Annotated in this window: 17 protein-coding genes and 1 riboswitch; of the genes, 6 read left to right on the top strand and 11 right to left on the bottom strand. The window is 36.0% G+C overall.

What is annotated here, in order from left to right; genetic code table 11:
* Positions 1–14: 14 nt before the first annotated feature.
* The 5 genes from HF876_RS11225 to HF876_RS11245 all read right to left on the bottom strand — a co-directional run bounded on the left by HF876_RS11225 (position 15) and on the right by HF876_RS11245 (position 4,603).
* Positions 15–719 (bottom strand): ABC transporter ATP-binding protein, encoded by a 705-nt coding sequence (locus tag HF876_RS11225; protein ID WP_169360166.1) that lies wholly within the window; start codon positions 717–719, stop codon positions 15–17.
* Positions 712–1,500, bottom strand: a complete 789-nt coding sequence (locus tag HF876_RS11230) for an ABC transporter ATP-binding protein (RefSeq protein WP_169360144.1) — start codon at positions 1,498–1,500, stop codon at positions 712–714. The genes HF876_RS11225 and HF876_RS11230 overlap by 8 nt, the downstream gene beginning before the upstream one ends.
* Positions 1,490–2,443 carry a branched-chain amino acid ABC transporter permease gene (locus HF876_RS11235; RefSeq protein ID WP_169360145.1) on the bottom strand — a complete coding sequence of 318 codons (954 nt, stop codon included), beginning with the start codon at positions 2,441–2,443 and terminating at the stop codon, positions 1,490–1,492. The genes HF876_RS11230 and HF876_RS11235 overlap by 11 nt, the downstream gene beginning before the upstream one ends.
* Positions 2,444–2,453: 10 nt before the next feature.
* Entirely contained in the window at positions 2,454–3,326 is an 873-nt protein-coding gene (locus tag HF876_RS11240; RefSeq protein WP_169360146.1) for a branched-chain amino acid ABC transporter permease, read from the bottom strand.
* 104 nt (positions 3,327–3,430) lie between these two features.
* The gene (locus tag HF876_RS11245) at positions 3,431–4,603 is read right to left on the bottom strand and encodes an ABC transporter substrate-binding protein (RefSeq protein ID WP_481900286.1); all 1,173 of its coding nucleotides are present in this window, start codon (positions 4,601–4,603) and stop codon (positions 3,431–3,433) included.
* A gap of 483 nt (positions 4,604–5,086) precedes the next feature.
* Between HF876_RS11245 and pepF the strand changes: the two genes are divergently transcribed.
* A complete protein-coding gene (pepF, locus tag HF876_RS11250) occupies positions 5,087–6,898 on the top strand; it encodes an oligoendopeptidase F (RefSeq protein WP_169360148.1) in 1,812 nt (603 codons plus the stop codon).
* Positions 6,899–7,012: 114 nt separating this feature from the next.
* On the opposite strand, the gene HF876_RS11255 is transcribed toward pepF, so the two are convergent.
* Positions 7,013–7,477, bottom strand: a complete 465-nt coding sequence (locus HF876_RS11255) for a hypothetical protein (RefSeq protein ID WP_169360149.1) — start codon at positions 7,475–7,477, stop codon at positions 7,013–7,015.
* 245 nt (positions 7,478–7,722) lie between these two features.
* On the opposite strand from HF876_RS11255, the gene HF876_RS11260 reads away from it, so the two are divergent.
* A complete protein-coding gene (locus tag HF876_RS11260) occupies positions 7,723–7,998 on the top strand; it encodes a hypothetical protein (protein WP_169360150.1) in 276 nt (91 codons plus the stop codon).
* 128 nt (positions 7,999–8,126) lie between these two features.
* Positions 8,127–9,404, top strand: a complete 1,278-nt coding sequence (locus tag HF876_RS11265) for an MFS transporter (RefSeq protein WP_169360151.1) — start codon at positions 8,127–8,129, stop codon at positions 9,402–9,404.
* Positions 9,405–9,511: 107 nt separating this feature from the next.
* On the opposite strand, the gene HF876_RS11270 is transcribed toward HF876_RS11265, so the two are convergent.
* From HF876_RS11270 to HF876_RS11290, 5 genes are all read right to left on the bottom strand, one after another.
* Entirely contained in the window at positions 9,512–10,072 is a 561-nt protein-coding gene (locus HF876_RS11270; protein ID WP_169360152.1) for a sugar O-acetyltransferase, read from the bottom strand.
* 192 nt (positions 10,073–10,264) lie between these two features.
* Positions 10,265–10,933 carry a hypothetical protein gene (locus HF876_RS11275; protein ID WP_169360153.1) on the bottom strand — a complete coding sequence of 223 codons (669 nt, stop codon included), beginning with the start codon at positions 10,931–10,933 and terminating at the stop codon, positions 10,265–10,267.
* A 247-nt stretch (positions 10,934–11,180) separates the two neighbouring features.
* A complete protein-coding gene (locus tag HF876_RS11280; RefSeq protein ID WP_169360154.1) occupies positions 11,181–11,390 on the bottom strand; it encodes a hypothetical protein in 210 nt (69 codons plus the stop codon).
* Between the two features lie 217 nt (positions 11,391–11,607).
* Entirely contained in the window at positions 11,608–12,084 is a 477-nt protein-coding gene (locus HF876_RS11285; RefSeq protein ID WP_169360155.1) for a PaaI family thioesterase, read from the bottom strand.
* A gap of 81 nt (positions 12,085–12,165) precedes the next feature.
* Entirely contained in the window at positions 12,166–12,945 is a 780-nt protein-coding gene (locus tag HF876_RS11290) for a carbon-nitrogen family hydrolase (RefSeq protein WP_169360156.1), read from the bottom strand.
* An 85-nt stretch (positions 12,946–13,030) separates the two neighbouring features.
* On the opposite strand from HF876_RS11290, the gene HF876_RS11295 reads away from it, so the two are divergent.
* The 3 genes from HF876_RS11295 (at position 13,031) to HF876_RS11305 (ending at position 16,384) form a co-directional block, all read left to right on the top strand.
* Positions 13,031–14,194 (top strand): pyridoxal phosphate-dependent aminotransferase, encoded by a 1,164-nt coding sequence (locus HF876_RS11295; RefSeq protein ID WP_169360157.1) that lies wholly within the window; start codon positions 13,031–13,033, stop codon positions 14,192–14,194.
* A 175-nt stretch (positions 14,195–14,369) separates the two neighbouring features.
* Entirely contained in the window at positions 14,370–15,023 is a 654-nt protein-coding gene (locus HF876_RS11300; RefSeq protein ID WP_169360158.1) for a hypothetical protein, read from the top strand.
* 343 nt (positions 15,024–15,366) lie between these two features.
* A riboswitch (SAM riboswitch) is annotated at positions 15,367–15,481 on the top strand.
* Positions 15,482–15,574: 93 nt separating this feature from the next.
* Positions 15,575–16,384, top strand: coding sequence for a MetQ/NlpA family ABC transporter substrate-binding protein (locus HF876_RS11305; protein WP_169360159.1), 810 nt, complete (start codon positions 15,575–15,577; stop codon positions 16,382–16,384).
* The last annotated feature ends 134 nt before the right edge of the window (positions 16,385–16,518 follow it).

Genomic DNA, 16,518 nt, shown 5'->3' on the forward strand with positions numbered 1-16,518 from the left:
CCTAGCATCTTTTATTAACCACCTAAATAAGCAAGCTTAACTTCTTCACTCGATTGTAACTCCCTTGCAGGCCCAGATAATACTACCTTACCTGTTTCAATAACGTATCCTCTATTAGCTACGGAAAGTGCCATATGGGCATTTTGTTCAACTAATAATACGGTGGTGCCGTCATTATTTATTTCTTCTATTACTTTAAAAATAGTTTGAACCATAAGCGGAGCCAATCCCATCGACGGTTCGTCTAGTAACACTAGTTTAGGCTTTGCCATAATGGCACGCCCAATGGCAAGCATTTGCTGTTCTCCCCCGGAGAGTGTTCCGGATAGCTGCTTTCTTCTTTCTAACAATCTTGGAAAAGTTTCATAAACCTTTGTTAAATCTGAATTAATGCCTGCCTTATCCTTACGAAGAAATGCTCCTAGCTCGAGATTTTCCTCTACAGTAAGATTAGCAAAAACTCTTCGACCCTCTGGCACATGAGATATACCAGCCTTCACTATCGTTTGAGCTGCTTTCCCTGTTATAGATTTACCTAAAAACTCGATTTTCCCTTTCTTAGGCTTTAACAATCCAGATAGAGTTTTAAGGAGCGTGCTTTTTCCAGCCCCGTTCGCTCCGATTAACGTAACAATTTCTCCTTCATTCACTTCTAACGATATATTATGTAAAGCTTGGATATTCCCATAATACACATCCATATTTTCTACTTTAAGCATGGACATTTGGAACCTCCTCTCCCAAATAAGCCTCAATGACCTTTGGATGATTTCGTATTTCTTGAGGAGTACCTTCTGCTAAAAGCTGTCCATGGTCTAATACATAAATTCTTTCGCAAACACCCATTACAAGATTCATATCGTGCTCAATCAGCAGAATGGTTAAATTAAACTTTTCACGAATAAATCCTATTAGATCCATCAGTTCTTTTGTTTCTTTAGGATTCATCCCAGCTGCTGGCTCATCTAATAAAAGTAGCTTAGGCCCTGCTGCTAAAGCTCTTGCAACCTCCAACCGTCTCTGTTGACCATAAGGAAGGTTTTTAGCAAGCTCATCCTTATATCTATCTAATTTAAATATCTTCAAAAATTCGATAGATTTCTCTTCCATCTCTTGCTCACCTTTAAAATGAGAAGGTAGTCGAAGAATGGAGCTAAGCATCGTATGCTTAGCTAAAGAATGATAAGCGACCTTCACATTTTCTAAGACAGTCAATTCATTAAACAGACGAATATTTTGAAAGGTTCGACTTATGCCTTTCCTAGTTACTTTAAAGGGGGCTAATCCATTAATTCTTTCCCCGTTAAACATAATATCTCCAGTCGTAGGTGCATAGACCCCAGTCAATAGGTTAAAGCTCGTTGTTTTCCCTGCTCCGTTTGGCCCTATTAAACCTACAAGCTCTCCCTCATTTAAAACCATATTTAAATTTTGGACAGCCTTCAAGCCCCCAAATTGAATTCCGGCATTTATCACCTCTAGTAAAGGCCTATTTTCCATATTGACTGCCCCCTTTTGGTGTTCTCCACATTTTAAAGTAATCTGTAATCTCCATCATCCCCATCAATCCTTTTGGTCTATACAACATAACAATGATTAGTACGAGACTGTATATAATCATTCGAGTTTCTGGATATCCTTGTAGATACGTTGAAACGACGGTTAATAGGATAGCTGATAAAACGGCTCCAGATAAGCTCCCTAATCCTCCTAGAACAACAAAGATTAAAATGTCGAACGATTTCAAGAAACCAAATTGACTTGGTTGAATGATATAAAAATTATGTGAGTAAAGAGCGCCTGCTACTCCAGCAAAAAAGGAACCGATTGCAAATGCTGCTACCTTATAATAAGTCGTATTTATTCCCATGGCATCTGCAGCAATTTCATTTTCCCTAACTGAAATGGAGGCAATACCATGTCTTGAATTTGTGAAATTGACAATCACCAAGATAGTAATTGCTAAGCAGATGAATGCTGTAGTCCATGTGGTCATATGGTCAACCTGCATACCGGAAGCTCCACCAACATAGTCGATATTCAAGAAAACAATACGAATAATTTCAGCGAAGCCAAGCGTTGCTATCGCTAAGTAGTCTCCCTTTAAGCGAAGACTAGGAATGCCAACGATCAACCCAGCTAAAGCAGCAACAATTCCACCTATTATTATGGCTAAGAAAAATGGTAATTCTAGCCTCATTGTCACAATAGCTGAAATATATGCCCCAATCGCTAAGAATCCTGCATGCCCTATAGAAAACTGTCCGGTGATTCCAATAATAAGATGTAAGCTTACGGCTAATATAATATTAATAGATATAACAATAATTGTATTACTATAAAATTGATCTATAATCCCGTTCATAATAAGAAGCTGTATGACAGCATAGATGGCTATCCCCAATACAACAAATAGCCAAAATTGTTTAGAGGTTTTCTTCATACGTATACACCTACACTTTCTCTCGTGCATTTTTGCCAAAAATACCTGATGGTCTAAAGATAAGTATTAATATTAGAATGACAAATGCTGCTGCATCTCTCCACAAAGAGAAGCCTATTGCACTTACAGCAGATTCAATAACACCTAAAAGTAGACCTCCTACCATTGCTCCAGGTATAATTCCAATTCCCCCTAATACTGCTGCTATAAAGGCCTTTACCCCTGGAATAACTCCCATTAATGGGTCAATCTTTGTATAGTAAACTCCAAAAATAACACCAGCAGCACCCGCTAGGGCTGAACCAATTGCAAAAGTTGCGGAAATTGTGTTGTCTACGTTAATACCCATTAATTTTGCCGCCTCTGTGTCATGAGAAACAGCTCTCATTGCCTTTCCTGTTTTCGTTTTATGTACGATAAATTGCAGAATAATCATTAATGCAACGGAAACAGACAATATTAAGATAGACTGCATACCTATTTGCACACCAAATAGTTCAAAGTTTTTCTTAAAGAAATCTGGGTATGCCTCAGATTGAGCACCTCTTATATAAATCACTCCATATTCAATGAGTAAAGAAACCCCTATGGCAGTAATTAAAGCCGCTATACGTGTAGCATTTCTTAGTCGTTTATAGGCAATGCGCTCTATTAGAACACCAAATAATGCACAGACAGTCATTGAAATAATAAGTGCGGGAAAAAAGCCTAAACCAAATACGGTAATTGAATAGAAACCAATGAAAGAACCTACCATAAATACATCGCCATGAGCAAAGTTTATTAACTTAATAATTCCATAAACCATTGTATATCCAAGGGCGATTAAGGCATATATACTTCCTAGTGAAATACCATTAATCAACTGTTGAACCCATTCCATGTAGTTACACTCCTTATATTTAGGGCAGCACAAACCTAACCCCGTTTTTCATAGAGTCACTAAAAAAGGAGGGAATGAATCCCTCCGTTATTAGTAACAATATTTTATGGATTAACCTTTGTATTAAACACTTGCTCTCCATCTACGAACTCTATAATGGTTGCTGATTTCACTGGGTGGTGATTTTCATCCATTGAATAAAGTCCAGTTACAAGATCTAGATTATCTGTTGCTTCTAATGCCTCTTTAATTTTTGTTCCATCTGTTGAATCTGCTCTCTCAATTGCATCCTTTAATAGATAAACAGTGTCATAGCCTAATGCGTGGAAGGAGTTAGGAGCTTCCCCGTATTTTTCATTAAACTTATCTGAGAAAGCTTTAGCTTTACCATCTGGATCCTCTGAAGAATAAGCAGTGATAATATATGTGTTATTTAATGCATCTGCCCCTGCTAAATCAACAATATCCGGTGAATCCCATCCATCTGCTCCCATTAATGGTACTGTAATCCCCATTTCACGAGCTTGCTTAACGATAAGACCAACTTCCTCGTAATAACCAGGGATAAAGATGAAATCTGGATTTTTAGATTTAAGACTTGTTAATGTAGAACGGAAATCTGTATCTTTAGCAACATAAGATTCCTGTGCAACAATTTTTCCGCCTGCAGCTTCAAAATCCTTCTTAAAGGAAGCTGCTAAGCCTTTTGCATAATCACTACTGTTATCTGCGTAAATCGCTACGTTTTTAACTTTTAACTCATTAGCGGCAAAATTTGCTGCTACTGTTCCCTGAAATGGGTCAATAAACGCTGTGCGGAAAGCAAACTCATTTAGTTTACCCTTATCAGTAACGGTTACTGTAGTACTCGTGCCTGATGGAGAGATAAGTGGTACTTTATTTTTTCCAGCAACTTCTACTTGAGCTACAGTGTTACCACTAGTTGCAGCGCCAATGATAGCGACTACCTTGTCTTTCGTAATAAGCTTAATTGCTCCACTGGTGGCTTCACCAGCATCCGATTTATTATCTACTTTTACAAGTTCGATTTTCTTCCCGTCAATACCACCATCGTCATTAATTTCCTCTACAGCCAGATCAATTGCTTTGTCTTCTGATTGTCCGTAGGAAGCAACTCCACCAGATAGCTCAAGATTAATACCAATTTTAATCGTATCTCCGCCATCCCCTGAACCGCCTTCACTATTGCAACCTGCCAAAACTCCAATGAGAAGGGTCGAGGCTAGGAATAATGAAGCAAACTTTGATTTTTTCATACAATGCATCCCCTTTGTTGTTTGAAAATTTTGAAATTGAGAAGCGAACTAATATCTCTTTCTTATAGTTAACTTCATCCAAAATTATCCTTTCGTAATACAATTACATTGTAAAACAAAGATAGGAATCAGTCTATAAAAATTTGACTAATTCGAATCTTTATAATCTTTGGTATATCAATATATTAAATAAAAAAATGGCATGATTTTCATAATTCTATTATTGAAAATCATGAAATACTAACTTCAAAAACCTGATCAGTTTAACTTTGATATCATTTAAATGTGTCAATTTCATAATCCCTTTTTAAAAGTTAAGCACGAACAATTAATAAAAAAGTAGTATATATGCTCATTGTCTCAGCTCTACATAAAAGCTGCTTCATTAAATAAATCTGAATATAAGAAAAATAATTACTTTTCTATTAAGTTCCGTTATAATTATTTATAGTTCGATATCCGTAATATTAAGGAGAGATGGGAATGGTACAAAGTTTACCAAAAAGATCAGAGGTTAAAATAGAAGAAACTTGGAACTTAAAGGATTTATTTGCTTCGGAAAAGGAATATAAAGATGCTTACACAGAAATAGAGAAAAATGTCCCTGTATTCGTTGAAAAGTATAAAGGGAAATTAGATAGCGCTAATGTCATCATTGATGCTTTGGAGGAATATCAGTCTCTTTATATGAAATTTAGTTTGTTAGGTAACTATGCAAGATTAGCGATTACGGAAGACCAGTCAAATACGGAAGCTCAAATGAGAGCCGGTCAATTTAGTTCATTAGCTGGCAAGGTTGCTAGCCAAACATCTTTTGTTGACAGTGAACTATTAGAAATGCCTACAGAGTTACTTGAGGAAGCAGCAAAGCTGGATTCTTCTTACGAAAACTATTTAGTGAAGTTACTAGAAAGAAAGAAATATACGCTTCACCCAGAAGTGGAAAAGGTATTAGCTGCCTACTCTCCAACATTTGATGCACCTTATAATTTATATGAAACAACTAAATTATTGGATATTTCTTTTCCTGACTTTGAGGTAAACGGAAAACCATATCCATTAAGCTACGTTTCCTTTGAAAATGATTGGGAAGCTGAAACAGATACAGTTCTTCGAAGAGCAGCATTTGAAGCTTTTTCATCTAAATTGAAGGAATATCAGCATACCACTGCAAAAACGTATGACATTGCGCTTCAACAAGAAAAAACAACTGCTGACCTGCGAGGATACGATTCGGTATTTGAATATTTATTGTTCGACCAAGAAGTCGATCGTTCTTTATATAACCGTCAAATAGATCTAATCACAAAAGAATTAGCACCACATATGAGGAAATATGCAAAATTACTTCAAAAGGTACATGGCTTAGATAAGATGACCTTCGCTGATTTAAAGATTGCCCTAGATCCAAACTATGAGCCGACTATTACAATAGAAGAGTCCAAGAAGTATATTAATGAATCATTATCAGTAATGGGTGATAAGTATTTAGAAATGGTTGATCGCTCTTATAAGGAACGCTGGGTAGACTTTGCACAAAATGAAGGAAAATCCACGGGCGCTTTCTGTTCTAGTCCATATGGTAGTCACCCATACATTTTAATATCCTGGTCGAGTCGAATGAATGAAGTATTTGTTCTCGCTCACGAGCTTGGTCATGCAGGTCATTTCTATTTTGCACACCAAGAACAAAATCTATTTAATTCTCGTCCATCTTTATATTTTATCGAGGCGCCTTCTACAATGAATGAAATGTTAGTTGCCAATCATCTTTTGAAAAGTTCGGATGACCCTAAATTTAAACGTTGGGTAATATCTTCCATTGTTGCTAGAACCTATTATCATAACTTTGTTACTCATTTACTAGAAGCAGCTTATCAACGTAAAGTTTATGAGCGTGTAGATCAAGGGCAAAATGTAAATGCTGAAATTTTAAATGCATACAAGCGAGAGGTTTTAGAAGAATTCTGGGGAGATTCTGTGGAAATAACAGATGGAGCAGAGCTTACTTGGATGAGACAGCCACATTACTATATGGGATTATATCCATACACATATAGTGCAGGTTTAACCATCTCCACGCAGGTTGCTAAACGTATACTAAACGAAGGACAGCCGGCAGTAGACGAATGGTTAGAAGTATTAAAGGCTGGTGGAACTAAATCGCCAGTAGAATTAGCTAAAATGGCTGGTGTGGACATTACAACTGATGAACCACTCCGAGATACAATTGCATATATTGGTTCACTTATTGATGAACTTGAAAGCTTAACAGAGGAAATTGACAGCAAGTAAGTTAAGAACGAACAAGCTAAACGATACTGCAAAAAAATTTAAAATGCCCCAGAAATTTTACCACTCGTAAAATTTCTGGGGCTTATTATTTCATTAGTTAGTATCAGTTATTTCTTAAACAGTATTTACTTGAGCAATTAAACTGTTAGCAAATTCATTAATTTGTTCCATCCTAACTATTAAACATAAGGCGGGTCCACATTCTGTTGCCATTCGATGATTCAGCTCACCTGCATCTAAAACAAAAATTAATCTATAACGTAAATCACTTTCCTTCTCAGGCACCAATAATCCATAGTTAGGATAGTAATAAGTACCAAACTGGGGAATATGATAAATACACAACCCTGGATCTTTATGTTCTAGCATACTTAAATATGTGTTATTTAGTCGTTTTAAATCACTTAACATTTCCAGGAAATCTTCTTTTAAACAGCGTATTGATTTTGAATGTACGGCAGGGAAACTGTGACCAGAACGGAAACAAATGTTGAATTTTACGCTCATATCATTTACTGATTCTATATTTAGTTCAACTTCACAAGTTGGTTGTTCTGTATAGTCTTTTAATATTGCCATTAATAAATCCCCCTTAATCTATTATTTTTATATCAAGATACTTAAATTTATAGTCAACTATTAGCAACTTGTTTTATAGTAGTATTCCAACAAACGGTTGATACACCCTTCTTCCGCTTTTAAACTACTTCTATATTTAACGAACTTTGCTATAATTATACTAATTAAATAACCAATCCTGTCTAACCACTTTTTTAAAGATATAATCAAATAAGCCATAAAATACGACTTAACAAGGAGTAAATATGAAAAACAAAGTGATTGAGCAATACGAACAAGATGAGAATATGATGATTCAATTATTTGCACAATGGTGTATTAACCATGAAGTAGACCCTTTTGCACTTTATCAAACTGCCTATCCGGAACAAGCTACGAATGAAGCTTTAGCAAAAGCAGTAGAAGAAACAGAAATAAATGCTGTAGATGTAGACACTCAAACCGTAATTCAAGTACTACAGTTGTTTGGCAATGACCATCTAGCCTATGTTGTTTCCGAAATTTCAATTAAAATGAAATAAAGCTATTCGCGGGGAATCCTCTCTCTTCCCACCATTATAGAACAAAAAAGAGTTGTAAAATTTCAGAAATTTTTACAAACTTTGTTACAAATCATGTACAATATTATCAGACGGGAAGGGGGAAAATGATGAAAAAGTTTACAAAGGAAGAAAATAGTTGGGCTCTCTACGACTGGGGTAGCTCCGCATATTCCATCATAATTACTACTGCAATTTTTCCTATTTTTTATAAAGGGTCAGCTACTGCGGCTGGCATTGATACATCTGATTCAACGGTTTACCTTAGTTATACGATTGCGATTTTTACGTTTATATTAGCAATGATCGGACCAATCCTTGGTACCATCGCTGATTATAAAGGCTTTAAAAAGAAATTTTTCTATTTCTTTTTCTTTTTAGGAGTAACAGCAACTGCATTGCTTGCCTTTATCCCCTATGACAAATGGTATCTATTTTTAATATGCTATACTTTTGCTGCTCTTGGTGCAACTGGAGCCAATGTTTTCTATGATGGCTTCATTGTTGATGTCACTACGAACGAGCGAATGTCTCGAGTATCTTCTAGAGGTTACGGTCTAGGATATATCGGTAGTGCTATCCCATTTTTAATCAGTATAGTCATCATTCTTTTGGCCAGCAATAATATCATTCCTATTTCAGATATCACAGCAAGCCGCATTGCTTTCCTAATCACCGCAGCTTGGTGGATCATATTCGCTATTCCGATGTTTAAAAATGTAAAACAGATTCATTATATCGAGCGAGAAAAAAATCTAATTACACAAAGTTTTAAACGACTTGGAAAGACGGTTAAGGAGATTCGTCAGTACCGGGCATTGTTTCTATTTTTAATAGCATATTTCTTTTACATTGACGGTGTAGGCACCATTATTTCGATGTCTACTGCCTATGGTACGGACCTAGGCTTAAAATCTACTGATTTAATCATTGTTCTATTTGTTACCCAGGTAGTCGCAGCTCCATTTGCGATTCTATATGGTAGGCTGGCGGTTAGATTTTCTGAAAAGAAAATGTTATATGTAGGGATTATCGTCTATACCATTGTATGTACGTATGCATTTTTCTTAGAAACTATCACTGATTTTTGGATTTTAGCTATGCTAGTAGCAACCTCTCAAGGTGGAATACAAGCATTAAGTAGATCGTATTTCGGCAAGCTAATACCAAAAGAAAATTCTAACGAGTTTTTTGGGTTCTATAATATTTTCGGTAAATTTGCTTCCATAATGGGACCTTTATTAATTGGATTTACTACACAAGTTACAGGGAATTCCTCTTACGGTGTATTTAGCTTAATCATCTTATTTATTATCGGTATAATAGTATTGACACAAGTGCCAGAACCAGAAGAAGCACCGAAGCCAGTTCCAGTAGATGCAGTCTAATAGTTTGCAAAAAGTGAAATTGCCACGTGCAATTTCACTTTTCACTTTCTGTATGAGATTCTAAATTTGCTATACTTTTATGCTCCTGCTTCCCCCTAAGGAGGTCATTATATTTCAATTTCTTTAATTACTTTTGCCGGATTACCGCCTACCACCACATTCGCAGGCACATCTTTTACAACGACAGCACCAGCTGCAATAATAGCATTATCTCCAATATTGACTCCTGGATTGATAACTGCATGTCCCCCTATCCAAACATTATTTCCAATCGTTACAGGTTTTCCATACTCCCTGCCGGAATTACGTTCTCCTGGATGCAGAGGATGTGTGGCTGTATAAATTTGCACACTTGGTCCAAGCATGCAATTGTCCCCGAAGCGAACTTCACAAACATCCAATATGATACAATCAAAATTCGCAAAAAAGTTATCACCAACATGGGTATTATATCCATAATCAAATCTAATCGTTGGCTCCATATAAACTAATTTCCCTGTAGAACCTAATAAGTCCATTAGTAGTTCACGGCGTTTTTCCCCTTCACTTTCAATAGTCTCATTATAAATTCTTACCTTTCTCCTTGCCTCTTCCCTGTCTCTAACTAATTCGGTATCTGCTGGATTATACAATTCACCGGACAGCATTTTTTCTTTTTCAGATTTCATTTTTATCCTCCTCATCTTTATACTTAACTGGCATTATATCTCTTGACCAAAGCCTAACATATTTAAGGTAGTTCCAACTTATTTTTTCTATATTGATCGTTAGACTTCTCTTGCCATTAGTTTAGTTAAATTCAAAAAGACAACCCAGTAATTTATTGAGTCGTCTTAATTTCTTTAAATATTTATTTGAATTTATTTAGATTGGAGCTTATCTCTTATGAGCCTTCTCTTTGTCCAAATAAGCGTAAATAATAAGAACAATTCAAATGCATTCGTGACCGCACCGCTCTCTACATTGATAGGAACCGCACTACCAATTGTCATAACGATTGCACCTATAAAAAAGACTGGCCATTTTGTTTTCTTCCAAAGAATAGCACTAGTCACGATTAATACAAGTGTTACTAGAAGAATCATAATTGGTGGCCCTGAAGCTTCTTCTGTAGAGACATATCTAAGAACCCCATATTCTTCCTCAGCCTTTAATGTAAGCTGAGACGCTTCCAACCATATTTCAATACCTATTAAAATCAATGTATAAATAATAGCTGATATCGTAAGCCATTTTTTCTTAGCCCATGCTATTCCACTTTCCTTCAATGTACCAACCGCAAATAAGACAAGTAATGGAGTTAAAAATGCATGCGTCCAAAATCGTAAGAGATTCAAGGTTTCCAGCAAATCACCTTCACCGATCCATCTCCCTATACCAATTATTCCATTATCATAGATGAGTGCCAAAATAATAAGATACACAAAGCTTGTCCACTTGAAAACATCTTTTTTCTTTATTCCTATTAATCCCCAAATAAAAAGCCCTATATATGCCGCTGTAAAAAATAAGTACAAAATAGTATCCATTAGTTTCCCCTCCTTCATTACTTCTTTCCCATAAAAGAGGGGTTATAATCTTAAATTTAATAGTTGTTTTTAACAAACATCCTATGTTCCATTACTAAAAGTTTATCATATGTATAAGAAAAGCTAGAAAACAGGATCATAAGGCTATTTCAAGGAACTGAAATGCAATAAAAAGCTGAGAACTCCACCTATAGCTCATCATTGTGTTTCTGCCTATTAACGATTATATTTTTAATTTATCTGTAGTTTAATCAGTGTCGTCATTTTTGAATTGAATATATTTTTGCGTTAATAATCCCGCATGAAATACATTTAATAACATTAAAATGTAGAACACAACCGGTCCAAAGAAAAAACTATTACCATCATTAAATTGTATAAAAGAAAAGGAAGCAATAATAAAGAGAGTGGCAGTTATTGTGGAAAGTATTAATTGACCCTTTGCAGATTTTATCATTTTGTCCCTCCTTAAAGATTACAAATCATTCAACTCTACCTCAAAAACAATGACCTATATCGTGTCATTTAAAGTCTCTACATTGATAAACTCTTTAATATTTTAACATAAATATCCAGTTACAACATGGGTAACCGACCTTTGCAGAAAGTCACTATTTTCCTTTAATCAATAATAAAAACACAGGAAAAATATCCTGTGTTAACTGTTATATTTACTATTTCGCAAAAGTAGCAGGCATGACAACAGCGATTACTTCCCCTTTAGCACAAAGGACGTCTCCAGCAAACACCTCAGAAGTCACCTTCCACTTTTTCGGATGTATTTCTTCCACCGTACCGATAGCCTTAAGCTCAACCTTTTGAGGAGTCGGCTTTAAAAAATCTACGTGAAGAGAGCCTGTCACAAATCTTGGAGGCGCTTCGCCACTTCCAGGCTCAAAACCATTTTTTCGGTGAAGAGCAAGTGAAGCTGAGCCGGTTCCGTGACAATCTACCAAAGCCCCTATTAATCCTCCATATACAAAGCCTGGAATCGCAGTATGTTCTTCTCTAGGTTGATAAATTGTTTCTGTTTGCTCTCCATTCCAATATGTCTTTAAATGATACCCCTCTTCATTTAAACGACCACATCCATAACACCAAGCAAAATCATCCGGATACTCATCCTGTATAGCAATTTTGTGTTCTGTCATTATTTCTCCCCCTTTAACAAACCATACAAAAAAGCAAACTATCAGTCAACTTAAATATAGAGTTTTCAAAAATAAATATTATTATTTATATAATGATTCTCTCCTATCTTGAAAGACTGGAATTCTACCTCTTACTTCTTCTACAAGATTTAAATCAATATCTACTAGACCGTTAGTTTCCTCCTCATTACCTAACCATACTATTTCTCCCCAAGGGGCAATCACCATCGAGTTACCATTGAATTGATTGTTTGGATCGTCGCCGACTCTGTTTACTGCCACTATATAGCATTGATTTTCGATTGCTCTTGCCTGCAGAAGAATTTTCCAATGATCAATTCGTGCAGCTGGCCACTGTGCAGGTACAAATATTACCTTGGCTCCTAGTAAAGAATGGGCACGAAACCATTCAGGAAAGCGAAGATCATAGCATATAACACCTGCCATCGTTATATTCTCGATTTCGAATAAGTTTTTCTCGTTTCCTGCTTTTAAATACATATGTTCATCCATTAGCTTAAATAAGTGGGCCTTATCGTACTCAGTTATGATATCTCCAGAATCATTTACAATATACATCGTATTATAAAAATGAGAATCCTTCTTTGTAGAGACAGAGCCACCGATAATGTGAATATGTAATTCCTTCGCTAGCTTGGTTAATAATTTCTTTGTGTCGTTCCCCTCTTTATCAGCTATTTCTTCTAATCTAGTCAAATCATATCCCGTGTTCCACATTTCCGGTAAAATGATTAGTTTAGCTTCTTGCTTTGCAGCCTCTCTAATCTTTCTTTCAACGTTTTCAAAATTTTCTTTAGGATTACCAAATGCTATATCTAACTGAACACAAGCAATTTTCATACCGACACCACCTCTAGACATAATACTAAAAAGGTTATAAGATTTGACTAATATATGCAACTATTTAGAAAAAGAGGTATTGCCCATGGAATTTTCTGATCGTTTAAAAAATCTTCCTCCCCAGTTTTTTGCAACATTAGTACAAAAAGTTGCAAAGGCTGCGGCAGAAGGAAGAGATGTAATAAATCTTGGACAAGGTAATCCCGACCAGCCTACACCGGATCATATTGTAAAAGCATTATCAAGTGCTGCTAAAAACCCTCAATCTCACAAATATTCTCCGTTCAGAGGAATAAATGAGTTGAAGCAAGCAGCAGTAGATTTTTATGCACGCGAATACAACGTAAATTTGGATCCTAATACAGAAGTCGCTATTTTATTTGGAACTAAAATTGGTTTGGTTGAACTACCTTTAGCTTTGATGAATGATAACGAGTTAATGCTTCTTCCAGACCCTGGTTATCCAGATTACTTATCAGGTATTGGGCTAGCCAATGTACAATTTGAAACAATGCCACTATTAGAGGAAAATGGTTTTCTGCCAGATTACGAGCAGCTTTCTACAGAACAAAAAGAAGCTGCTAAACTAATGTATTTAAATTATCCTAATAATCCCACTGGAGCTTCTGCCACTTCAGAATTTTTTCAAGAAACGGTAGATTTAGCGAAGGAAAATGGTATAGCCGTTGTACATGACTTTGCGTATGGAGGTATTGGGTTTGATGGAAAGAAACCAGTTAGCTTTTTAGAAGCAAAAGGCGCAAAGGAAATCGGTATTGAAATGTATACACTCTCTAAAACCTACAATATGGCTGGATGGCGTGTAGGCTTTGCTGTCGGTAACTCTAAAATTATTGAAGCTATTAATATTATGCAAGATCATCTTTTTGTCAGTCTCTTCCCTGCGGTTCAGTCTGCAGCCGCCGAGGCTTTAAACAGCTCTCAAGAATGTGTGGACGAATTAGTAGCACTCTATGAAAAAAGAAGAAATATTTTCATATCGGCATGTAGAAAAATTGGTTGGAACGTAAAAGCTCCAGAAGGCTCTTTCTTCGCTTGGCTTCCAGTTCCAAACGGCTATACTAGCGAGGAATTTGCAGACCTTCTTTTAGAAAAAGCTGATGTTGCAGTCGCTGCTGGAAATGGCTTCGGTAAGCATGGAGAAGGTTATGTTCGGGTTGGGCTATTAGTTGATGAGGATAGACTCGTCGAAGCGGTTGAAAGAATAGAAAAGCTACAGCTTTTTTAACAAGTAAATCAGTTTCTCCTTTTAAATTAATCAGTTGGCATTAAAGAATTTGTGAAAGAATGTATTTAAACTAACGCTCGAGGTTAATTTAATAAACTCGAAACCTACATTAATTTATATCAAAACAGGAATGTATTTTATGTTATAATTGGTTAATTATTGTAGGAGGTAAAAAATGAAAAAAAATATATTAATAGCGATTGTATTTACTTTAGTAGCGATGTTTTCCTTCACTATCACATCAGAAGCTTCATCTACACAAGTTATGTGGGGGAAAACAGAATTAAAAAAAGGGCAGATTGGTAAAGTAACACTTTACGCGGATGTAGCAACATATAAGGCTGATGGCTCTAGAGGAAAGGTGTTACCAGCAGGTGGAGAGTACCGTGTCTATACATTTCGTACAGATATATACGGAGGAGAATACGGTCTAGGGGACGGATTGTTTGTCAATATGTACAGTGCTTTGAAGTATGAAACGCCTTCTAAAGCAAAACTTGCATTACTAGTAGATTCTTCTACAAAAGTTATGTGGGGAAAAACGGAACTTAAGGCAGGACAAATCGGAAAGGTTACTATCCTTAAGGAAACTACTTTATTTAAAGTAATTAATAGTGTTGATGGTGGCGAACCGGGTCTTGAACCTATCCGACAATTAATGCCTAACGAAGAATTCCGAATATATTCAGCTAAACAACCACTTGATGGATATGTACCCATGTATGGTCTAGGTGGTGGGTATTATATTGTACAAAACAATACCATGTTAAATGGAGTTTCTGTAAAGTATGAAACGCCATCTAAAGCAAAACTTGCATTACTTAATTAAAATAGTCACCGTAATGGAGCTTTTTTCATCGGTGCTTTAGTAAAGAATGCACATACAAAGTGAGCTTGGGGATACGATTTCCAGCTCACTTTTTTATGTGCATTTTTAAATCACCCCTTACCTTTAACATAACCATGAAAATAAAGCGTAAAGCGAAATGTAAACCTTTTAAATGCTCCCATCTTAGTATTTCCATATAAATCACTTTTGTATAATTATTTATATAATATTCTATTTGAATTTTTCTAAACAATTATAAAAATATAAAAATATCTATTGACTTCAATAGAGCAGTGTAGTAAATTTTTTCTATAGTAAAAACGAAAAACTTAATAGAAATTATCTCTTATCAAGAGTAGCTGAGGGACTGGCCCGTTGAAGCTCGGCAACCATCTATACTAAAAAAGTATAGAAAGGTGCTAAATCCTGCAAAACATTTTTGTTTTGGAAGATAAGAGAGGACCATACATATTTGTGTGCCTCTCTTTCTTTTGAAAGAGAGGCTTTTATATTTATTCGTTTTTATTAATACATATTCAGGAGGAATTACAATGAAGAAATTTAGCTTAGTGTTATCAGGAGTTTTATTAACAGGGTTGCTCTCGGCTTGTGGTGATGATGCTACATCAGGACCATTAGATGAAAATAAATTAGTTGTTGGCGTTACGTCAGGTCCACATGAACAAGTTACTGAGGTTGTTGCTGAAATTGCAGCACGTGATGGACTAGAAATTGAGATTAAGGCTTTTTCAGATTTCATACTTCCAAACACTGCCCTTGATGAAGGCAGCTTGGACGCAAACAGTTATCAAACTCTACCTTTTCTTGACTCATTTAACGAAAATAATGATACAGAGCTAGTACCAGTCGCTGAGACTATTTTACTTCCAATGGGCGTTTATTCTGAAAAGTATTCATCCTTCGATGAACTACCAGATGGAGCTACCTTTGGACTACCGAATGATCCAACACAAGGTGCACGAGCTTTAGACATATTAGAAGTAAATGGTTTTATCAAAGTGAAAGAAGGTAAAAAAGGAAATGCTTCTATTCATGACATTGAAGAAAACCCTAAAAACCTTGAATTCGTTGAATTAGAGGCAGCGCAAATAGTAAAACAGCTTAGTGAGGTCGATGCTGCAGCAATCAATTCCAATTATGCTTTAGAAGCTGGTATTAACCCTGGAGAAGAATCAATTTTGTTAGAGTCAGCTGATTCCCCATACGTTAACCATATTGTTGTTCGTAAGGAAAACGAAAATGATCCTGTCATCCAAAAATTCATTAAAGCATACCATTCCGACGAAGTTAGAGAATTTATTGAAGAAGAATTCCAAGGCTCCGCACTAGCAGGTTGGTAAATTAGAAAAGCTTAGGCGCCTATCCCTGCCCCGACAGGCATATGGGAAAATGCGAGGAGGCAGGTCCACAGCCACCGGAGTATTTTCCCATTTGATCCCGAGGGGCAAGGCGCCGAAGCTAGACATCAAGAAAA

The sequence above is a fragment of the Psychrobacillus sp. BL-248-WT-3 genome (assembly GCF_012843435.1).
In the GTDB taxonomy this organism is placed as follows: Bacteria; Bacillota; Bacilli; order Bacillales_A; family Planococcaceae; genus Psychrobacillus.

What these genes read in the sequence shown, in the direction of transcription:
- HF876_RS11225 (WP_169360166.1), bottom strand. Translation starts at nt 719, where the DNA reads ATGCTTAAAGTAGAAAATATGGATGTGTATTATGGGAATATCCAAGCT.
- HF876_RS11230 (WP_169360144.1), bottom strand. Translation starts at nt 1,500, where the DNA reads ATGGAAAATAGGCCTTTACTAGAGGTGATAAATGCCGGAATTCAATTT.
- HF876_RS11235 (WP_169360145.1), bottom strand. Translation starts at nt 2,443, where the DNA reads ATGAAGAAAACCTCTAAACAATTTTGGCTATTTGTTGTATTGGGGATA.
- HF876_RS11240 (WP_169360146.1), bottom strand. Translation starts at nt 3,326, where the DNA reads ATGGAATGGGTTCAACAGTTGATTAATGGTATTTCACTAGGAAGTATA.
- HF876_RS11245 (WP_481900286.1), bottom strand. Translation starts at nt 4,603, where the DNA reads ATGAAAAAATCAAAGTTTGCTTCATTATTCCTAGCCTCGACCCTTCTC.
- pepF (WP_169360148.1), top strand. Translation starts at nt 5,087, where the DNA reads ATGGTACAAAGTTTACCAAAAAGATCAGAGGTTAAAATAGAAGAAACT.
- HF876_RS11255 (WP_169360149.1), bottom strand. Translation starts at nt 7,477, where the DNA reads ATGGCAATATTAAAAGACTATACAGAACAACCAACTTGTGAAGTTGAA.
- HF876_RS11260 (WP_169360150.1), top strand. Translation starts at nt 7,723, where the DNA reads ATGAAAAACAAAGTGATTGAGCAATACGAACAAGATGAGAATATGATG.
- HF876_RS11265 (WP_169360151.1), top strand. Translation starts at nt 8,127, where the DNA reads ATGAAAAAGTTTACAAAGGAAGAAAATAGTTGGGCTCTCTACGACTGG.
- HF876_RS11270 (WP_169360152.1), bottom strand. Translation starts at nt 10,072, where the DNA reads ATGAAATCTGAAAAAGAAAAAATGCTGTCCGGTGAATTGTATAATCCA.
- HF876_RS11275 (WP_169360153.1), bottom strand. Translation starts at nt 10,933, where the DNA reads ATGGATACTATTTTGTACTTATTTTTTACAGCGGCATATATAGGGCTT.
- HF876_RS11280 (WP_169360154.1), bottom strand. Translation starts at nt 11,390, where the DNA reads ATGATAAAATCTGCAAAGGGTCAATTAATACTTTCCACAATAACTGCC.
- HF876_RS11285 (WP_169360155.1), bottom strand. Translation starts at nt 12,084, where the DNA reads ATGACAGAACACAAAATTGCTATACAGGATGAGTATCCGGATGATTTT.
- HF876_RS11290 (WP_169360156.1), bottom strand. Translation starts at nt 12,945, where the DNA reads ATGAAAATTGCTTGTGTTCAGTTAGATATAGCATTTGGTAATCCTAAA.
- HF876_RS11295 (WP_169360157.1), top strand. Translation starts at nt 13,031, where the DNA reads ATGGAATTTTCTGATCGTTTAAAAAATCTTCCTCCCCAGTTTTTTGCA.
- HF876_RS11300 (WP_169360158.1), top strand. Translation starts at nt 14,370, where the DNA reads ATGAAAAAAAATATATTAATAGCGATTGTATTTACTTTAGTAGCGATG.
- HF876_RS11305 (WP_169360159.1), top strand. Translation starts at nt 15,575, where the DNA reads ATGAAGAAATTTAGCTTAGTGTTATCAGGAGTTTTATTAACAGGGTTG.